Annotated in this window: 15 protein-coding genes; all 15 read left to right on the top strand. The window is 57.0% G+C overall.

Features of this window, described 5'->3' with window-relative positions; all coding sequences use genetic code 11:
- The first annotated feature begins 508 nt into the window (after positions 1-508).
- The 15 genes from ACPUC8_RS23445 (at position 509) to ACPUC8_RS23375 (ending at position 18,897) form a co-directional block, all read left to right on the top strand.
- A complete protein-coding gene (locus ACPUC8_RS23445; protein WP_494927496.1) occupies positions 509-2,815 on the top strand; it encodes a type VI secretion system Vgr family protein in 2,307 nt (768 codons plus the stop codon).
- Complete coding sequence (locus tag ACPUC8_RS23440; RefSeq protein ID WP_494927495.1) at positions 2,815-5,109, top strand: DUF2169 family type VI secretion system accessory protein; 2,295 nt, start codon at positions 2,815-2,817, stop codon at positions 5,107-5,109. The genes ACPUC8_RS23445 and ACPUC8_RS23440 overlap by 1 nt, the downstream gene beginning before the upstream one ends.
- A gap of 3 nt (positions 5,110-5,112) precedes the next feature.
- Positions 5,113-6,198, top strand: coding sequence for a pentapeptide repeat-containing protein (locus ACPUC8_RS23435; protein WP_494927494.1), 1,086 nt, complete (start codon positions 5,113-5,115; stop codon positions 6,196-6,198).
- Entirely contained in the window at positions 6,185-6,793 is a 609-nt protein-coding gene (locus tag ACPUC8_RS23430; protein WP_494927493.1) for a DUF3540 domain-containing protein, read from the top strand. Before ACPUC8_RS23435 ends, ACPUC8_RS23430 begins: the two co-directional genes overlap by 14 nt.
- 14 nt (positions 6,794-6,807) lie before the next feature.
- On the top strand, positions 6,808-7,188 hold the full coding sequence (locus tag ACPUC8_RS23425; RefSeq protein WP_058972768.1) for a DUF4150 domain-containing protein: 381 nt from the start codon (positions 6,808-6,810) through the stop codon (positions 7,186-7,188).
- 76 nt (positions 7,189-7,264) lie between these two features.
- Positions 7,265-7,768, top strand: a complete 504-nt coding sequence (locus ACPUC8_RS23420) for a hypothetical protein (protein WP_039335526.1) — start codon at positions 7,265-7,267, stop codon at positions 7,766-7,768.
- Complete coding sequence (tssJ, locus tag ACPUC8_RS23415; protein ID WP_494927492.1) at positions 7,753-8,256, top strand: type VI secretion system lipoprotein TssJ; 504 nt, start codon at positions 7,753-7,755, stop codon at positions 8,254-8,256. The genes ACPUC8_RS23420 and tssJ overlap by 16 nt, the downstream gene beginning before the upstream one ends.
- A gap of 19 nt (positions 8,257-8,275) precedes the next feature.
- Positions 8,276-9,619 (top strand): type VI secretion system baseplate subunit TssK, encoded by a 1,344-nt coding sequence (gene tssK, locus ACPUC8_RS23410; protein ID WP_494927491.1) that lies wholly within the window; start codon positions 8,276-8,278, stop codon positions 9,617-9,619.
- A 21-nt stretch (positions 9,620-9,640) separates the two neighbouring features.
- Entirely contained in the window at positions 9,641-10,864 is a 1,224-nt protein-coding gene (locus tag ACPUC8_RS23405) for a DotU family type VI secretion system protein (RefSeq protein ID WP_081998142.1), read from the top strand.
- Positions 10,865-10,875: 11 nt separating this feature from the next.
- A complete protein-coding gene (tssM, locus tag ACPUC8_RS23400; RefSeq protein ID WP_494927490.1) occupies positions 10,876-14,469 on the top strand; it encodes a type VI secretion system membrane subunit TssM in 3,594 nt (1,197 codons plus the stop codon).
- A 90-nt stretch (positions 14,470-14,559) separates the two neighbouring features.
- Positions 14,560-15,231: a type VI secretion system-associated protein TagF gene (gene tagF, locus ACPUC8_RS23395; RefSeq protein ID WP_494927489.1), complete on the top strand. Its 672-nt coding sequence runs from the start codon at positions 14,560-14,562 to the stop codon at positions 15,229-15,231.
- Between the two features lie 11 nt (positions 15,232-15,242).
- Positions 15,243-16,259 carry a type VI secretion system protein TssA gene (tssA, locus tag ACPUC8_RS23390; RefSeq protein ID WP_494927488.1) on the top strand — a complete coding sequence of 339 codons (1,017 nt, stop codon included), beginning with the start codon at positions 15,243-15,245 and terminating at the stop codon, positions 16,257-16,259.
- A 26-nt stretch (positions 16,260-16,285) separates the two neighbouring features.
- The gene (gene tssB / locus ACPUC8_RS23385) at positions 16,286-16,858 is read left to right on the top strand and encodes a type VI secretion system contractile sheath small subunit (protein ID WP_494927487.1); all 573 of its coding nucleotides are present in this window, start codon (positions 16,286-16,288) and stop codon (positions 16,856-16,858) included.
- Positions 16,851-18,350 carry a type VI secretion system contractile sheath large subunit gene (gene tssC, locus ACPUC8_RS23380; RefSeq protein WP_283228220.1) on the top strand — a complete coding sequence of 500 codons (1,500 nt, stop codon included), beginning with the start codon at positions 16,851-16,853 and terminating at the stop codon, positions 18,348-18,350. The genes tssB and tssC overlap by 8 nt, the downstream gene beginning before the upstream one ends.
- 64 nt (positions 18,351-18,414) lie before the next feature.
- A complete protein-coding gene (locus tag ACPUC8_RS23375; RefSeq protein ID WP_034823617.1) occupies positions 18,415-18,897 on the top strand; it encodes an Hcp family type VI secretion system effector in 483 nt (160 codons plus the stop codon).
- Positions 18,898-18,943 lie beyond the last annotated feature (46 nt).

Here is an 18,943-nt window from a genome sequence, read left to right as displayed (position 1 = left end):
GCACTATTCTAGATTAAAGTGACTTTAGGAAAGGCTATTTTCAATAAATAACTCTCAGTTAAAGTTACTCCCGATATCTTCCCCAATTAACATCATCACCCTCTGTTTTATTAACCTCACCCGTCCCTGAATTTATTGAGCAGCCCGTCATAATAAAAAATTATTATTCGCTCAAAAATAAAGTGGCAGGTGAAATACAGGTTTTTGCTATTGGCTGCCAGGCCAATATTCACAAGGCAAGCGCTATTTGTCGGACTAAAGATGACAATTTAATTTGAAGCGTTATGCTTTTGTTAGAAAAGCGTTTAGGAAGTTTCTTATCTTCACACCGACCAGCAAATAATATAAAAACATTTCAAGATTTGTAAATTTCACTATTAGCAAAGGGCATCCGTGAAAACGGAATTAAGTGCTCTCAGGTTTTTATTGCCAATTTATTTCAGGATGCAAAATGGAACATTTTGCGGTCCGTGCGGTAGCCATGCCGAAATAAAAAGGAAGGGTCAATATGGATCGTGTCGTTGTTGCACATTCTCCACTGGGCGAGTCACTGCTGTTCAAGAGTATGACTGGTCATGAGTCACTCTCCTGCATTTATCACTATGATGTTGAATTCCTGAGCAAAGACAACAGCATTGCTCTGCCTGATCTGTTGGGAAAACCTCTGACTCTGGTGCTTAATCCGCGTCCCGGCGTGACCCGTTATTTGAGCGGCATCATTACGCGCATGGCATTTCTCGGACATGAGAAACATCGCGAGGAATATTATACCTATCGTGCGGAGGTCAGACCTGAATTATGGTATCTGACGCAAAACCGCGGCTTCCGCATTTGGCAAAATCAGACGGTGAAACAAATCATCGCGGTGGTCCTGAATGACGCGGGCATTATCTTTGAAGACAAACTCACGGGCAGTTACCGGGAATGGGAATTCTGTGTGCAGTACCAAGAGACCAGCTTTGATTTCATTCAGCGACTGATGGAGCACGAAGGCATCTATTTTTATTTCGAGCATGCCATGGATAAACAAACGTTGATTCTGGCAGACGATCCTTCGGTCCACACCCCTTTCCCCGGTTACGACACCATCGAATATCATCAGGCTGCCGCAGGCGGTTATGTGAATGATGAAAGTATCAATATCTGGCAAGCGTCAGCCGCTATTTCTCCCAGCCTTTATCAGCATGATGATTACAATTATCTGGAAAGTAATGCTGATCTTTCCGCAAATGGACAGATTAGTCAGTCACACGCCGAAAAAGTCGCTACCCAACGTGAATGGCCGGGGCAATATCCGCAGCAGGCAGACGGACAACAATACGTCACGGTGCGTCAGCAGGAGTTTGCCGCCCGTCAGTTGGAGTCCGATGGCGTGGGTGATGCGTTTGGATTAGCCCCCGGTTACACCTTTGCCTTAGCGAAAGCGCCGCGTGCCAGCGATGAAGGACAATCGTTTTTGATTACCTCAGTGGATTACCAACTGGTAGAAAACAGCTACGCCAGTAACGATGAAGACTTCACGCGCCATTGCTTTCAGTTCCGCGTTGTCCCGGCCACGGTGAACTGGCGCCCTGCCCGTAACACACGCTGGCCACGCACCAGCGGCCCGCAAACGGCGGTGGTGGTTAACGCCCCGGATGCCAGTAAAGGCGACAACAGCACCGTTGCCACAGACCAGTATGGTCGCGTGCGGGTCAAGTTCCTGTGGTTCAAACCCGACAATGAGCAAGATCTCTACTCATGCTGGTTACGCGTCGCCAGCGGTTGGGCCGGCAGCCAGCAGGGTTACTATCAGATACCGCGCGTGGGTGAAGAAGTGGTCGTAGATTTCATCAACGGCGATCCGCATATGCCGGTGATCACCGGGCGCGTTTTCAACAATCTGCAAACGCAACCCGTGGGTGAAAGTCTGTTAACCATCGGCAGTGAAAGCGATGTTGCCGACAGCGACAGCATCACCGCCGAAGCGGCCGACTCCTGGTCGTGGTCCAAAAGCGGATTTTGGTCGCGTTCGGTTGGCAACAGCGATGCCAGTAACGGCAACTTCATCTCGTTCGAGGATTTATCGGGCGAAGAGTCGCTGGATATCCATGCGCAGAAAGACCTCAATCTCTCGGCCAACAACGCCATCAAAATTTACGCCGCCAAGGAGGGAGATGGCGCACTGAAGATTTGGGCTCCGGGTAAAGTGACGATTCACAGTAACGATACTGTCTCCACCAGCGCCCCGACCACCTATCACACCTCACGCGGCAGTTACTACACCGTTACCGGGGCTAACTTCACCACCACCGGCATCGGGCTGACCATTAACGGCGTCAACGGCACGGTTAACGCCGTCAGCAACGTGGCGGCCAGCACCAGCGATTTTGCCGTAAAGGGTGTCAGCATGGATTACACCTACATCAAGCGCAGCAAAACGCAGGTTGAGTACAAAGCTGATTTACAACGTTTTGAGCAGGTACCGTTTTACACCTTGCGCACCAACATGATGTCGATCATGAGCGGCGCGGTGAGTGAAGGACTCGGCAATACCCTGCAAGAGAAGATCAAGAAACTCACCGATGAGCGCGATGCGCGCAAAAGCATCAAACAGGACGCTGACGACAAGAAGAAAACCGACTGGGAATCACAACGCGACGAAAAGGTTACGCAGAAAAACAGCCCACAAACGCGTGAACAGGCCCAAAGAGAGAACAACAACAACAACAACAACAACAACAACAACAACAACAACCAAAATAATAATAACCAGAACAACAATCCTCCTGCGGACGAAAACGACCCGACCTTTAACCCATGGGCGGACGCGTAATGCAGCTGATCAAACCGACACGGCTCAGCCTGATCACCCGCCCCTATCGCTGGCAGCAGCAAGACTATCTCGGTGTGGCGGTCATCGCCCTACTGGATATGTCAGCCCAGCCCGAACTGCGCGATGAACAAACCTTATGGCAGCGCGTCAGCGAGGAGCTGCAATCTCCTGACGGGGTGTTGGATTTGGCGATACCCAAACGCTGTGCTGAATTTCTCGCCAGTGGCCATGGCTATGCGGCCCCCGAGGAAACCGCCTGCGAAGTCGCGATTCAGGTAGAAAAGATCCGTAAACAGCAAACTGTCGCCCCGCAAACAGCGGCATCGTTTCATGCGCTCGCCATAGATCACCCCATGCGCCAGGCCTTAATGGGAAAAGAATACGACGACCATTGGTTGCAGCATGATTATCCCGGTTTTGCCCGTGACACGGACTGGCGGCTGTTCAATCAGGCCGCCTATGACCAGTGGTGGCCGGAGCAGGATGCGTTACCTGCGGGCGCCGAATGGCGCATAGACAACATGCATCCCAGTCAGCCCGTACAACAGGGCCAACTTCCGCGGTGGCAGGCCCGCGCCTTTGCTACGCGTCAACGTCAGGACACATTGCTGTTCGAAGATCTGGCGATGCGCGCCACTACGGTTCATTTCCTGCCGCATTGCGATGAGTTGTTGATCATCTGGCACGGTTGCTGTGCCTGCAATGAAGATGATGCGTCGGATGTGCAATCGCTGATGGTGGCTTTGGAGCGAGACGAAGCCCCGCGTGACCCGCAACACTATCGCCAGGTTCATCAGCTACGCAGCACCGATGCGGATGCCGCACTACACGCTCTGCGCGATAGCGATTTGATTGATCCCGCGATCCTCGCTAACGCGGCCCCTGCCACGCTGAATCGCGATCCCGGGCCCTTTGTGCAAAACCTCGCTCGCTATGAGCAGCAGCAGCGTCAGCAGTTTGATCGCCCGGTACCGGAAAGTGCGCTCCACAATTTCAAGGTGGAACAGGACATCGCCGCACAGCTGTCGCGCCAGGAAAAGGAAGGTGAACAGCACTACCAGCAGATGATGGCGCTCCACGACAAGGAATCCCGGCGCAGCAATGCGGCAGATTTACCGCTGCTGGATGGTGCGGCTCAGTATCGACAGCAGCGCGAGGAATTACAGGCCAATCGCCATTTGCTCGGTCCACGAGCCAGTGACATTGCACACAGTGAACAGGCATTACTGGACAGCTATCGCCTGACCGCGCAGCAGCAAAAATCCGCCCCGCGATTGAGCCTGAGCGATTCAGAAATGCAGCGAAAGCAGCTGATGCATTGCATGGGCAGTGACAAAGATGCGCGAGGTTGGGATTTAACCGGAGCCGATCTTTCCGGTCTCGATTTACGGGGCATCGATCTGGAAAACGCGTTGCTGGAGAACGTTGATCTGAGCCATTGCCAACTCGATGGTGCCGATCTGCGCGGTGCGATTCTGGTCCGCGCCGAATGCCACTTTACCAGCCTGACACATTGCCTGTTGGACGGTGCTAACCTGGCGCAAGCGCAGTGCTGGCACTGTGACTTTAGCGACAGCAGCCTGAGCGAAGTTGAACTGGAAGATAGCCAGCTGGAGCACTGTGGCTTTGAGCGTGCGCTCCTGCGCCAGTTGTTTGTACAACAGGCGACGCTGGCGCACTGCAATCTGCAACACGCCCTGCTCGACCGTTGCGATTTTATGAACTTGCACCTCGAGTCGCTCAATTTTTCTCAGGCTCAGTTTACCCAGTGCAACCTGATCCGCTGCGAACTCAGCGCGGTGCAATTTAACCAGATTGAAGCCCAGGGTCTGGCGCTGGTGACCTGTCGCTCTAACGATCTGTGTTTCGACGATGCACAACTCAAACAGTGCATGTTCACCGCGCAGAGCCAGTTGCCACACGCCCGTTTTCGCCGCGCCACCCTGGTGGAGTGCAATCTGCGCGACATTGATCTGCAGTCAACCTGTTTTGATCAAGCAACGCTAAACAGCAGCGACTTTAGCGGCGCCGATTGCCGTCACGCCAGCCTGCAGCTGTTACGCACGCGCATGAGTCGTTTTGTCCGCACCGATTTACGCGCGGCGCGCCTGACCGGCAGTTTGCTGCTGGGTGCCGACCTGCAAAAGAGCCAGCTTGCCGGCTGTGACTTAAGTGATTGCAACCTGTTCCGTGCCGATCTGTCGCAAACCTTCACCGATAGCGCCACCCGCTTTGACGACGCATTGATGGACAGCATGAAAACGCTGCCGCGTCGCCGTGAAACTCAGGTATAAACCATGACGCCAAAAGACATTCAACAAGCCATAAAGCAGGGCAACGTGATCCACGCGCTGTCACCTAAACAGCGTGACTTTGCAGGTATGGATCTCTCCGGCGGCTGTTTTATCGGGGTCGATTTGCTGGGGGCGGACTTCCGCGGCTGTAACCTGCACCAAACTCAGTTCAGTGAGTGTCAGCTCTCCGCTTCACAGTTTGATCAGGCCAAACTGCGTGAGACTCTGTTTAGCCAGTGCAGGATGGTCGCCAGCCAATTCAGCGGCTGCACGCTAACCGATTGCCTGTTCAATCAGTGCGCATTGATGGAAAGCGATTTCAGCGAAAGCATTCATATCAATAGCCAGTTCAACAAAGGCGACCTCAGCGACAGCAGCTTTTTGCTGGCATCACTTTATCAGTGCGGCTTTCTCACACTGCCCGTTCCACAGTTACTGCTACGCCATGCCAGCCTTGAGCAGTGCACCATGATGAGCCTGGATCTGCGCCGCACCGATTTGCATCGCAGTCGTTTTACGCTCTGTACCTTTTATCAGTGCGATATGCGCGGCGGTGACTATCGCCAGCAGCACTTTTCCCGCAGTCAGTTCACCGCCAGCCAGCTTGATGAAGCCAGCTTTCACGGCGCCGAGTTGATGCAGTGCAACTTCAGCCAGGTGTCACTGCGAGCAGTCGATCTGCGCGGCGTACAGGCCAGCAAGGCGCTGTTCACCGGCAGCGATTTGCGTGACGCACGCTGTTCTGCAGCCGACTTTAACCAGGCCATTTTTATGCAGGCACAGCTGGATGACACCGATTTCAGCCACAGCCAGTTACAACGCGCCGTGCTGCAACAGGCCCATGCTGAACGCAGTAATTTTCGCCACAGCCAGCTGCATTACGCCGATTTCTCCTACGCCACGCTCGATCACGCCGATTTGCGTGAGGCGCAGTTTTGCCAGACCCGCTTCCATCGCGCCAGCCAGCAACAAAGCCAACTGACGAGCCGCGACGGCATTCTTGAACAGGATGAGGCGCTGTTTGCCGCTGAAAACTGGCAACCCCGTACCCGTCTGACACCGCACGAGGATCACCATGAACCCCGCTAACAATACTGTGGCACTGCCGCTGGATTTACCGCTGCAGGCCGAAGGCTTGCTGTTAAGCGTTGATCAAAACGGCCTGACTCAGGTGCTGATTGATGGCCGCCGCTGGCCCTGCCAGCGCGCCGCCAGTTGCTTGTTGACGCCGCAGGTTGACGATCGTGTGTTGGTCTACCGTGCCGGAGAACAGCTGTGGCTGCTGGCGGTATTGGTACGCGCACAACCGCAGCAGGCTGCCGAGTTGCATTGCGAAGGCGAGTTGAGCCTGAGCGCCAGCCAGAAGCTCACGCTGCGCAGCCCAGCGTTTCACCTGGAAGCGGACTGCGGTGAATGTCATATCGACCAACTGAGCTATCGCGGCGAAAAGGTCTCCGCATGGGTCACGTTGAGCCGCCTGTTTGGCCAACGCTGTGAAAGCGTGTGGGAGAACCTGACACAGATCAGTCATCACCTGCTGCGGCGCACCACACATACCGAGCAAGTCCGTGCCGGGCAACTCGACGTCAAAACCAGCCAGCTCACACGCCTGCGCGCCCCCACCACGCTGATCAGCAGCGAATCGCTGACGCGAGTGGATGGCAAACAGATTCACATGGGTTAAGAAGGGGGGAAACGATGTTTGCGAATTGTCAGTCCGGCGGCACCGATCAGGCAGTGGCCGATGTGTGCAAAACCCCGGCACCGGTCACCTTCGTCAATCTGGCGCTCGGCAACACCGCCGTGCCAACTGCCAGCACCGTGCTGTTTACCGGCATGCCAGCGCATACCCTTTCGACCATCACACCCATAACGCAAGGCGATGAAGCCGGCGTGCTGGGCGGCGTAGTCTCTGAAACCTTTATGGGCCTGTCACGCCATCTTACCGGCTGCAACTCGCTGCTGATCAACGGCATGCCCGCGACCCGCATGGGCAGCGTGACGCAGCAGAACGTGGCCAACGCCCCCGGCGTGCGCATCACGCCAAGCCAGACCACGGTGGCGCTGTTGGCAACCTAAAAACGCACGTGGTTTGTAGTGGCGCAGTTTATCCCTTTTGATATCAAGTTTTTACTTACACAGGACGTTGATAACAATGAAAAATCACCACAGCAAACTCGCGTTTATCGCCGCCCTTTTCGCGGTGACGCTCACCGCCGGATGCAAGGCCCCACCGCCGACCGTCACGGCCGACACCCTTGAGACCAGCACCGTCAATAACGTGGCGCTGGTACACATGCACATCGTGCAGCCGCCGCAGCAGTTCACTGCCATCAACAGCGCCTATCGCACCCTCTATCCCGCCTCCTTGATGAACCGACCGGATTTCGGTGGCCTGCGCATGGAAACACTGGATGCCGGTGCCACGCTGCAAGTACTGGGCGAAGTGGAAAACAGCTGGCTGGCGGTATCGACACAAGATAACGGTCAGCTCAGCGGTTATATCCCCTTCCGCGCAGCCGTTACCCGTGACCGCTACGATGCCACTGTCAAAGCCCAGGCCGCACGCCCGCGCCGTGCCCAGCAACAATGTATTGGGGTGGGTGCCGGTGACAAAGCTTGCCGTAAAGGCAGTTCCTCCACATGGATTATTCAGTGATGTGGCCGCGTATCGCCGTGTTGCTGGGGCTGCTGCTGCTCACCGGCTGCATGTCCTCATCCCGACAGGTGCCGTCTGACTGGCAACTGACGCTCAACAGCGCGCCTGACGCAAACAGTGGCGCCCCACTGAAGGTGCGCGTGTTTGTGCTGCGTTCCGATGCCAACTTCCAGTCAGCCGACTTCTATTCACTGCAAAACAGCGCATCCAGTGTGCTGGGCGGCGATGTGCTGGATACCCAGCAGCGCTTTCTGACCGCGCAACAGCCGCAACAGATCATTACCGGTAATCCTTCGCTGGAAGCGCACTACCTCGGCGTGATCGCCGAGTACGCCAACATCAACGGCAAAACCTGGCGAGTGGTGATTCCGCTTCCCGCACCAACCGAAACCAATTTCTACAAGTTCTGGCAGTTCTCGCCCGATGCACTGCATGGCCGCGTAACGGCCACCGCAGCCGGGCTGCATCTCACCGCCAAAGACGAATAAACCCACGCAGGAAGACGCTATGCACACCGCAGACAAGGTGATTTGGAGTGAAGGGATGTTCTTGCGTCCCCACCATTTTCAGCAGTCGGAACGTTGGCTGGAAGCATACAGCCGCAGTTGGGGCAAGCTGCAGTGCCCGTGGCACTGGGGTTTTATGACGCTGAGCATCGACCAGGCACTGTTACGCCAGGGCAAACTGGCGATTGCGGAAGCCAGCGGCTTGCTGCCCGATGGCACACCATTCTCCATCACCGGCGCGGACAATGCGCCAGCGCCGCTGGCGCTAAGCGATGTGCAGGAGCCGATTGACGTGGTGCTCGCGCTGCCCGAACAGCGTCAGGGTCAGACCGAAGTCATCTTCAGTGACGCCAGTGATTCGCTGGCGCGCTATCTCAGCCAGGATCGTGAAGTCGACGATCTCAACGCATCGTCCGTAGGTCGTGCGCCAATGCAGTTCGGTCGTCTGCGCCTGTGTCTGATGCCCGCCGCAGACCTGAATGCGGAGTGGACCGCTATCGGGGTGGTACGCGTCAAAAGCAGCGGCAACGATCGTGCACTGACCCTCGACAGTGATTACATTCCGCCACTGCTCAATGGCCACATCTCTCCTGCCATCACCGCCTTTCTCAACGATATGCACGGCCTTTTACAACAGCGTAGCGAGCAGATGGGTGAGCGCCTGCAACAGGCTGGGCGCGGCGGCAATAGCGAAATGATCGACTTTATGCTGCTCACCTTAATCAATCGTTACATCGGTCAGGTGGCACACAGCCGTCGTTTGCCGCAGCTGCATCCGGAACGTTTGTTCAGTGAATGGCTGCAGTTCGCTACTGAGTTAGCCAGTTGGTCTCCGTCGCGTCGACCGGGCGAACAACTGCCGGTCTATGACCACGACAATCTTTATCTCAGTTTCAGCCGGTTGATGATCCAGTTGCGCCAGAGTCTGTCACTGGTGATGGAAGAGAACGCGCTGCAACTGACGCTCACCGAGCGCTCGCACGGGCTGTTTGTGGCGACGGTTTCTGATGTCAGCCTGATCCGCGACTACGGCTTTGTGCTGGCAGTGTGTGCCGATCTACCGGGCGAAATGCTGATCACCCACTTCCCGGCACAGATGAAAATTGCACCTGTCACGCGCATTCGCGACCTGGTCCAGTTGCAGCTTCCCGGCATAGGTTTGCGCGTGATGCCTGCCGCTCCGCGTCAGATCCCGTGGCACTCCGGCTATGTCTACTTTGAGCTGGAGCGCAGCGGTGAACTGTGGCAGCAGATGGCGAAAGCAGAAGCCTTTGCCCTGCATCTGGCGGGCGAGTTTCCTGGTCTTGACCTGCAACTATGGGCGCTGCGCCACGCGCGCGGCTAAGCACGGAGAGAAGCGATCATGATGCAGCCACAATCGCTTAATGGCGAACTGGAAGGCACCACGGCCCATGAAAATCCACTGGTGGCGATTGCCAATCCACTGATTAATTCGATTGCGCAGCTACGCCACTCCGTTTCCCACGACAACCCAGCGGGATTGCGTCAACAGTTGATCGACCTGGTACGCCGCTTTGAAGTGGCCTGTCAGCAGGCACAATTGCCGTATGAAACCATTGTCGGCGCGCGTTACTGCCTCTGCACCTCGCTGGATGAGGCCGCCGCACTCACGCCGTGGGGCAGCCGCGACGTCTGGCCGCGCAGCGGGCTGTTGGTGACCTTCCACAATGAAACCTGGGGCGGTGAGAAGTTTTTCCAGCTATTGGCTCGCCTGTCGCAGCACCCGCAGCAAAACATCCTGCTGCTGGAGTTGATGAACGCCTGCCTGTTACTGGGCTTTGAAGGGCGTTATCGCATCATGGAAAACGGGCGCACCCAGCTTGAAACCCTCAAGCTACGCCTGCTACAGCTGATTCGCTCGGTGCGTGGCCCCTATGCGCCGCCGCTGTCACCGCAGCCGCTGGATGAGCCGGTGCAGCAAAAGCTGTGGAAGCCGCTAATTCCTCTGTGGAGCTTTGCCGCGCTGCTGGCGCTGCTGGGATGTGCCGTTTATATCGCGCTCAACTGGCGTCTTAACCACTTCACCGCTCCTGTGCTCTCCGCCATTTATCAGACCGACTTGCCCAAGGTGGACATCGCACGCCCGGCTGCACCAGCGGCACCGGCCCTTGATTTACGTCACTTCCTTGCGCCGGAAATCGCCGAGGGATTGGTGACGGTACGTGATGAAGCCACGCGAAGTGTGGTGCTGCTGCGCGGCGACGGCTTGTTTGATTCTGCCGCGACAACTATTCGCGATCGCTATCGTCCGGTGATCCGCCGGATCGCCCAGGCGATGGACAACGTCAACGGCCAGATTCGGGTCAGCGGCTACACCGACAACGTCCCCATTCGCAGCGCGCGCTTTAACTCCAACTATGCGCTCTCTCTGGCACGCGCCCAATCGGTGCAGGAGATGCTGGCACAAGACTTACAGCAACCGCAGCGCATCATCGTTGAGGGACGCGGCGAGAGTAACCCACTGGCGCCGAATGACACTGCCGCGAATCGCGCCCGTAATCGCCGTGTCGAAATCACGCTGCTGGTCGCACCGAAACAGACTGAATCTGAACTCAACAGCGTGCACTAAAAGGAATAGCCATGATTCGCACTGTCTTTTCCATTGCCACCAGCCGTCTGATGTGGAGCGGTCTGGGCATCACCGCGCTCTGCTTACTGATCTGGACGGTGGGCCCACTGGTGGCGATTGGGGATTATCGTCCACTGGAGTCGTCGCTGTATCGCTATATCGCCATCGCCGTGCTTTACACGCTGTGGATCAGCTATCGCGTGGTGCCACGCCTGTGGCGTCGCTGGCAAAACCGCCGGCTGGTGCAGAGAATGGCACCCGCCGCCACGGAAACTGCTGAAAATGATGACATGTCAGCGGAGCATCCGCTGGCCGAGCGTTTCAGTGAGGCCACACAGCTGCTGCGTCAGGCTCGCTTCAACCGTCCAGAGAGCCGCCGCTGGCCGCGCTGGATGCAAAAACTTAATCGTCAGTATCTCTACCAGTTGCCTTGGTACATGCTGATTGGCGCACCCGGTGCCGGTAAAACCACCGCCCTGGTTAACTCCGGGCTGCACTTCCCGCTGGCCGCGCAGTTTGGCAAAACCGCGTTGCGCGGGGTCGGGGGCACGCGCCACTGCGACTGGTGGTTCACCGATGAAGCCATCTTGCTGGATACCGCTGGTCGCTATACCACGCAGGAGAGCGATCGCCAGCAAGATGCTCAAGAGTGGCGCAGCTTTATGGGGCTGCTGAAAAAGTATCGCCCGCGCCAGCCAGTGAACGGTGCCATCATCACCATTAGCGTGGGGGATCTGCTGAGCGAGTCGGAAGAGGCGCGCTATCAACAGGCCAGCGCCCTGCGTAAACGGCTGTTGGAACTGCGCGATCAACTCGCGATCCCCTTCCCGGTTTACGTACTGGTGACCAAAACCGATTTGCTGAAGGGCTTTACCGCCAGTTTCGGTGCGATGAATAAAGCGCAGCGCGATCAGATTTGGGGATTCACCTGGCCATGGAGCGATCAGCAACTGGCGGTGGGCAGTGAGTTCGAACCGCAGTTTGATCGCCTACATCAGCGCCTTGATGCGGGTTTGGCCGACCTGATGATCAACGAACATGACAGCGTTAAACGCGCTGAAATGTACCTGTTCCCACAAGAGTTTCTGGCATTAAAGCCGCTGCTCAAGCACTACCTTGACGTGGTCTTTGCCACCTCAGGTTATGACGCCAAGCTGATCCCGCGCGGTGTCTACTTCACCAGCGGTACGCAGGAAGGCTTACCCTTTGACCGCGTGATGGGACAGATGAGCCGCGCGCTGGGCCTGCCTGCGCTGCGCGCCGCCAACGCAGAACCCGCGCAGCCAGGCCACGGCCAGAGTTTCTTCTTGCATCAAATGCTGACGGAAGTGGTGTTTAAAGAGGCGGGCCTGGCAGGTATCAACCGTTGGTGGGCGATGCGTAATCGCATGGTGCATCTGATTGCTTACGCTGTGCTGGCGTTGTTGCTACTGCTGGCGTTAATCAGCTGGTTTACCAGCTATCACCACAATAAAGGTTACCTGGCGGAAGTGCAGCAGCGGGTGCCCGATATCGAAAAACAGAGCAAGGCGCTGTCACCGCTTAACGGTGAAAACCTCTTCTCACAGCTGCCGTTCCTGAACAGCCTCGCCGGATTACCCAGCAGCGACAAGCTGGCGGATGTGCAACAACCGCCGCTCAGCTGGCGTGCCGGACTGTATCGCGGTGAGGAGGTGTCCACCGCCTCGGACTCGCTTTACCAGCGTGCGCTGGAGCAGATGCTGCTGCCCGTCATCGCCCGCAATATCACTGACTGGCTGCGTAGTGATAACGGCAGTGATGTGGATTACAGCTACGAAGCGCTGAAGGCGTATCAGATGCTCTATCTGCCGCAGCACTACGACGGCAAATTCCTGCACGCCTGGGTGATGCTGAATGTCCAGCGCTCTCAGGGTGCCAATGCGCCACAGGCACAGCTGAAAGCGTTGGATTACCACCTGAGTCAACTGCTGGATGACAAGATTAACGCTTCGCCGTTTGAGCGTGATGAACCTCTGGTGGTGCGCCAGATTGAGATGATCAGCCGTTCACCGCTTTCAACGCGTGTTTATGGTCGTCTCAAGCGTTTGTTGATGCCACGCGTCAATCCGGGCGTGAGCCTGATCAACCTCAGTGGCGCGCAAACAGAACTGGTGTTGAGTCGCAAAAGCGGTAAACCGCTAACAGAGGCCATTCCCGGTTTCTTCACCCCCGCCGGATACTGGGGACCGTTCAATAACAACATTAAAAACGTCGCCGCCAGCCTGTTGCAGGAAGACCATTGGGTATTAACCCGCCGTGAAAGTGCCGATGATCAAAACACGCTGGAAGAAACGGTGCGCCGACTCTACCTCGACGACTACATGCGTGTGTGGGATGCACTGTTACAGGATATTCAGCTGCAACCGATCAACAATCTGGGTGAGCGCATCAACACTGCCCGCTTGTTGTCAGGTCGCACCTCTCCCCTGCGCCAGTTAATGATCAATCTGGGTCGCAACCTGACGCTGACACCGCCAGAAGATGAGAAGGCAAAACAGGATCAGCCATCGTTGCTGGAACGCAGCACTCACTACGTCAACAACAACGCCACGGCCACGCTGCAAGCGTTATTCCGTGCCCGTAAAGCAGCACAAAGCGGCACTCTTGAAGCGCCAGAACAGCGCGTGATGGCGCATTTCGCCAGCATTATTGAACAGGCGCAGGTCAGCGATCCGAAAGAGAGCAGCATCCCGTTTGATGCGCAGCTGAAAGATATCGATGACCTCTACAGCTACCTCACCGCCGTACAGGACGCCAGCAACAGCGGCATGTCCCCGCCAGACAGCAGCATCATTTCACGTATGCAGGCCGATGCAGGACGCCAACCGGAGCCGTTCCGCACCTTACTACTGGAGCTGGCCGTCGGTGCCAGCAGCGACACACAAAAGCGCACCATGAGCAATATGCAGAAACGGGCGGGCGTGGAGGTCGGCAGTTTTTGCCGCAGCGCCATTGCCGGTCGCTATCCATTTAACCGCAGTTCAGGCACTGATATCACACCGGACGATCTGGCACGCATGTTCGCACCTGGCACCGGGCTGATGGACAGCTTCTTCCGTGACAATCTGGCCAGCAAGGTGGATACCACGCACAGCAGTTGGCGCTACGCCCCAGGCGTGGACGGTAAAACCTTGCCCGGCGGCACCACGCTGCTCCGCCCGTTCCAGCAGGCGCAGGCAATTCGGGAAGCGCTGTTTGCCAATGGCTCCAGCACCCCCTCTTATCGCCTGACGATCACGCCGATCAGCATGGACAACAGCATTCTTAATCTGACGCTGGACGTTGATGGTCAGTTGATTCGCTACAGCCACGGTCCACAAACCCCGCAGGTGGTGAACTGGCCCGGCAGCGGCAACACCCAGCAGGTGCGCATGCAGATTGGGTTAACCGATGGCACCACCAACACCCTGAACACCAGCGGCCCTTGGGCACTGAACCGCTTGTTTGATAAAGCCAGCCTGCGTCCGGGAACCAGCCAGAGCCAGCAAGCCACCTTCAACCTCGGCGGTCATCAGGTGGTGCTGGCTTACACCCCCAACAGCGTGCGCAACCCGCTGCAACTGCCGGGGTTTAGCTGCCCATGAAACGAACCGCACATTTCCGTAGCGGCGCAATTTATTGCGCACGCCCTGACACCGCTGCGGTGATTATTCATGCGCGATAAGGATCCCTCGATGCAGCCACTCTTATCATTGGGTTGGTACGGCAAGCTCCCTGGCAGCGGTGATTTCCTGCGCCGCCGACTGCCAACTCGCTTGGTCAACAGCTGGGCGCAGTGGTTTCAGAGCAGTTTGCCGCGTCTGGCACAGCAGCCCGTCACGGGCCGGGCACCGGTGTGGAATTTCATCATTCCCGCCACTCTTGGCGTACCGCTGATTCAGATGGGTTGCCTGTTACCCACGCGTGATCGTGTTGGCCGTCAGTATCCGCTCTGCGCCATGCGGCTGTTTACGCCGGAACAGTGGCACGCCATGCAGTTACACACCGCCGGAGACTGGTATTACCAACTGGGTAAGACCCTGACGCTGGCCGTGCAGAACCGCTACAGCGGCGATCAGTTCGATAGCGCGCTGAACGCCCTTCCGGCTCAGCTGGCGCGCCCGCCGCAGTCAGATGTGTTTGATGTGATCGGTTATCAGGACACGCCCTGCAACCTCAACTGGCCACAGGTGGTGCACTACTTCGATCCGGCGCAGTACAGCAGCTTTTGGTGGAGCAACCAGAGTGATGGCAGCGCGTTTTACAGCCATTCGCACAGCGGCAACTTCACCACCCAACTGTTTCTGCGTTTATTCAATCCGCCCCACGCCAGCCGTGGTGAACCGCCGCTGTTTGGCCCGCTTTAACGGTGAAAAACATGAATCTCGACGCCCTTCTTGAACCGCTGCGTGACGATGCGCCATGCGGTGATGACCTGGAGTATGACGCGGCCTTTATGGCGCTGGAGCAGGCGCGCAGCGGCAAGGCCGAACAACAGTTTGGCCAGACCATCATTCCTGCTGAGCCGCCGGACTGGCAACTGGTGGCACAACAGGCTGAACAGCTACTGACTCGCACCCGCGATATCCGCCTGCTGCTGATCCTCAGCGAGGCCTGGACGCACACCAAAGGGCTTACTGGCTGTGCGGCAGGACTGACGCTACTCAGTGAAGCGCTGACGCGATACTGGCCTTCCCTTCATCCTGCGTTGGAATTTGATGGCGAGCCGGACCTGCTGATGCGCGTCAGTGCACTGGCCGCGCTGGGGCCACAATCGGGCCTGAGCCGCGCGCTGCGCCATAGCTGGCTACTGAAAAGTGCCACCGGTGAAATTACGCTACGTGATGCCATTGCCCTGCTCGACGGCAGCAAAAGCGAAGTCGCGGATTTCCCCGGCGGCTTGCCGCGCTTACGTGAGGCACTGCAACAACCCGATGCCGCCAACGCGCAGGCCATTCGTACTCTCGCTCAGCATTTCACCACGCTGCGTCTCTGTCTGGAACAGCATCTGGAGACCGCTGATATGCCCGACCTGGCGGCCACCGAGAAAGCGCTGGCGCTGTTGCTGCCCTTGCTACCGTCACCAGCAGACCCCCCCGCCGAGGCTGTCCAACCCGAGGCTGCTCCAGCGCAAACGCCGGAGACGTTAACCACTGCCGCGCCCGCGCCAACGCTCGACTGGCAGCAGGTGTCTTTGCATTCGCGCGCTGACGCCGAGTTGATGCTGGAAAAAGTGCGCCTCTACTTCCAGCAGCACGAACCGAGCCACCCGGCACCGATCATGCTGGAACGGGTGCAGCGCCTGATTCAACTCGATTTCCTCGACATTATTCGTGATCTGGCGCCCGACGCCGTCACACAACTGCAGGGCCTGTTTGGCCGTGTGGGTGAATAAAACGCCTGATTTCAGGCCCATAACTGATGGAGAACACTATGGCTAATTATCCCACCATTAAACGCGCCCGTAGCGGACAGAAGTTCATTTCGCGCAACCGCGCGCCGCGCGTGCAGATTGAGTACGACGTGGAGATTTACGGTTCCGACCGCAAAGTGCAGTTGCCCTTCGTGATGGGCGTGATGGCCGACCTGGTGGGCCAGCCGGTTGAGGATCAGCCGGAGATCGCCGAGCGTAAGTTCCTTGAAGTGGATATCGATAACTTTGACGAACGCATGAAAGCGCTCAAGCCACACCTTGCTTATCACGTGGATAACACGCTGACGGGCGAAGGAAAAGTGGGCGTTGACCTCACTTTTAACAGTATGGATGACTTCCTGCCTGATGCCATTGTGCGCCGTGTTGAGCCACTGAATGAGCTACTGGAAGCCCGCACTCAGCTCTCCAACCTGCTCTCTTACATGGACGGCAAAAACGGCGCGGAAGCCTTGATCGCCGAGATCCTGCAAAACCCCACTTTAATGCAATCGCTGGCCAGCGCGCCAAAACCAGCAGTCGCATCCAACGATGACCGCGCAACGGAGAAACATGATGAGTAATGCAGCCTCTCAAACGCAACGCTTGCAGGCGGAAACCGTCAGCCAGAGCGATTTTAGCGCCTTGCTAAATAAAGAGTTCCGTCCCAACAACGACCAGGCGCGCGATGCCATTTCCCAGGCGGTGCAGACGCTGGCGGCGCAGGCACTGGAAAACAGTTTGCCGGTGTCCGACGACGCCTATCGCACCATTCAGGCACTGATCGCCGAGATCGACGCCAAACTGTCGCAACAGGTTAACGCCATCATGCATCACGACAGTTTCCAGCAGTTAGAGGGCGCGTGGCGCGGCCTGCACTACCTGGTGAACAACACCGAAACCGATGAAATGCTCAAGATCCGGGTGATGAGCATCAGCAAACGCGAACTGAGCCGCACCCTGAAGCGCTACAAAGGCGTGGGTTGGGATCAGAGCCCGTTGTTTAAAAAGATCTACGAAGAGGAGTATGGCCAGTTTGGTGGCGAGCCGTATGGCTGTCTGGTCGGCGACTACTACTTTGACCACAGCCCACCCGATGTGGAACTACTGGGTGAGCTGGCCAAAATTGGCGCGGCAGCACACTGTCCGGTGATCACCGGTGCGGCACCCAGTGCGCTGCAAATGGAGTCCTGGCAGGAGCTGGCGAACCCACGTGATATCACCAAAATCTTCACCAACACCGAGTATGCCGCCTGGCGTACCCTGCGTGAGAGCGAAGATACCCGCTACCTCGGCCTGGTGATGCCACGTTTCCTCGCGCGTTTGCCATACGGCGTGCGCACCAATCCTGTCGATAGCTTCGACTTCACCGAAGATACCGAAGGCGCCACGCACAAAAACTACACCTGGGCTAACGCCGCCTATGCCATGGCCGCCAACATCAACCGCTCCTTCAAGCAGTTTGGCTGGAGCACGTCGATTCGCGGCGTGGAGTCCGGTGGTTCAGTCGAAAATCTGCCATGCCACGTGTTCCCGACCGATGACGGCGGCGTCGACATGAAGTGCCCAACAGAAATCGCGATCAGCGACCGCCGTGAAGCCGAGCTGGCGAAAAACGGCTTTATTCCGCTGGTACACCGCAAGAACTCGGACTTTGCTGCCTTCATTGGCGCGCAGTCACTGCAAAAACCGGAAGACTATTACGATGCCGATGCCGCAGCCAACGCCCAACTGGCCGCCCGTTTGCCGTATCTGTTCGCCTGCTGCCGCTTTGCTCATTACCTGAAATGCATCGTGCGCGACAAGATCGGTTCGTTCCAGGAGCGTGCCGATATGGAGCGCTGGCTCAACTCGTGGATTATCCGCTACGTCGATGGCGATCCGGTTAACTCCACTCAGGAGACCAAAGCGCGTAAACCGCTGGCCGACGCACGCGTCACCGTGGAAGAGCAGGAGGACAATCCGGGCTACTACGCCGCTAAATTCTTCCTGCGCCCGCATTACCAACTTGAAGGCCTGACGGTATCCCTGCGTCTGGTCTCGAAATTACCGTCGCTGAAACAGCAGCAAGGGTAAAACCCTCTGGGCGCACGTTCCCGCCCATTTATTGCTTGTTCATTACTAAAGGAGTTCGACCCGCATGACCATCGCAATGTATCTGAAGCCAGAAGGTGTTGAAGGTGAATCAAAAGACTCGGCACACACGGGCTGGATCGACATTCTCTCTTTCAACTGGGGTGCCAACCAGCCAAACAACATGAGCGTAGGTGGCGGCGGCGGTGCAGGTAAGGTGAATTATCAAGACCTGCACGTGCATGCCCGTATCGATAAAGCGACACCCACGCTGATGCTGTACTGCTCCAACGGTAAACACATCCCCACTCTTGAGTTTCACGTCACCAAAGCCGGTGGCTCACAGATTATTTACAACAAAATCAATCTGACCGAAGTGCTGGTGACCAGCGTGCAGTTCACCGGTTCACGTGACGATGACACCGTAGGGATTGAGTACTCGTTCCAGGCCGCGCAGGTGGAAGAGATTTACACCCAGCAGTCCGAAGACGGTGCTGCAGGTGCCGACACCACCTTCGGCTGGAATATTAAAACCAACACCGCGTCTTAATCGTTTCGTTCGACTTGTGCAGGCGGCTACCTGCCGCCTGCCTGGC

This window comes from Pantoea sp. CFCC18177 (genome assembly GCF_059412425.1).
Note: the sequence above shows the minus strand (reverse complement) of the source record. Positions and strands in the feature narration are given on the sequence as shown.

Bases quoted from the DNA above. Each gene is read 5' to 3' on its own strand.
- ACPUC8_RS23435 (WP_494927494.1), top strand. From the start codon at position 5,113: ATGACGCCAAAAGACATTCAACAAGCCATAAAGCAGGGCAACGTGATC.
- ACPUC8_RS23375 (WP_034823617.1), top strand. From the start codon at position 18,415: ATGACCATCGCAATGTATCTGAAGCCAGAAGGTGTTGAAGGTGAATCA.
- tssM (WP_494927490.1), top strand. From the start codon at position 10,876: ATGATTCGCACTGTCTTTTCCATTGCCACCAGCCGTCTGATGTGGAGC.
- ACPUC8_RS23445 (WP_494927496.1), top strand. From the start codon at position 509: ATGGATCGTGTCGTTGTTGCACATTCTCCACTGGGCGAGTCACTGCTG.
- ACPUC8_RS23405 (WP_081998142.1), top strand. From the start codon at position 9,641: ATGCAGCCACAATCGCTTAATGGCGAACTGGAAGGCACCACGGCCCAT.
- ACPUC8_RS23430 (WP_494927493.1), top strand. From the start codon at position 6,185: ATGAACCCCGCTAACAATACTGTGGCACTGCCGCTGGATTTACCGCTG.
- tssA (WP_494927488.1), top strand. From the start codon at position 15,243: ATGAATCTCGACGCCCTTCTTGAACCGCTGCGTGACGATGCGCCATGC.
- tssC (WP_283228220.1), top strand. From the start codon at position 16,851: ATGAGTAATGCAGCCTCTCAAACGCAACGCTTGCAGGCGGAAACCGTC.
- tssK (WP_494927491.1), top strand. From the start codon at position 8,276: ATGCACACCGCAGACAAGGTGATTTGGAGTGAAGGGATGTTCTTGCGT.
- ACPUC8_RS23420 (WP_039335526.1), top strand. From the start codon at position 7,265: ATGAAAAATCACCACAGCAAACTCGCGTTTATCGCCGCCCTTTTCGCG.
- tssJ (WP_494927492.1), top strand. From the start codon at position 7,753: ATGGATTATTCAGTGATGTGGCCGCGTATCGCCGTGTTGCTGGGGCTG.
- tagF (WP_494927489.1), top strand. From the start codon at position 14,560: ATGCAGCCACTCTTATCATTGGGTTGGTACGGCAAGCTCCCTGGCAGC.
- ACPUC8_RS23440 (WP_494927495.1), top strand. From the start codon at position 2,815: ATGCAGCTGATCAAACCGACACGGCTCAGCCTGATCACCCGCCCCTAT.
- tssB (WP_494927487.1), top strand. From the start codon at position 16,286: ATGGAGAACACTATGGCTAATTATCCCACCATTAAACGCGCCCGTAGC.
- ACPUC8_RS23425 (WP_058972768.1), top strand. From the start codon at position 6,808: ATGTTTGCGAATTGTCAGTCCGGCGGCACCGATCAGGCAGTGGCCGAT.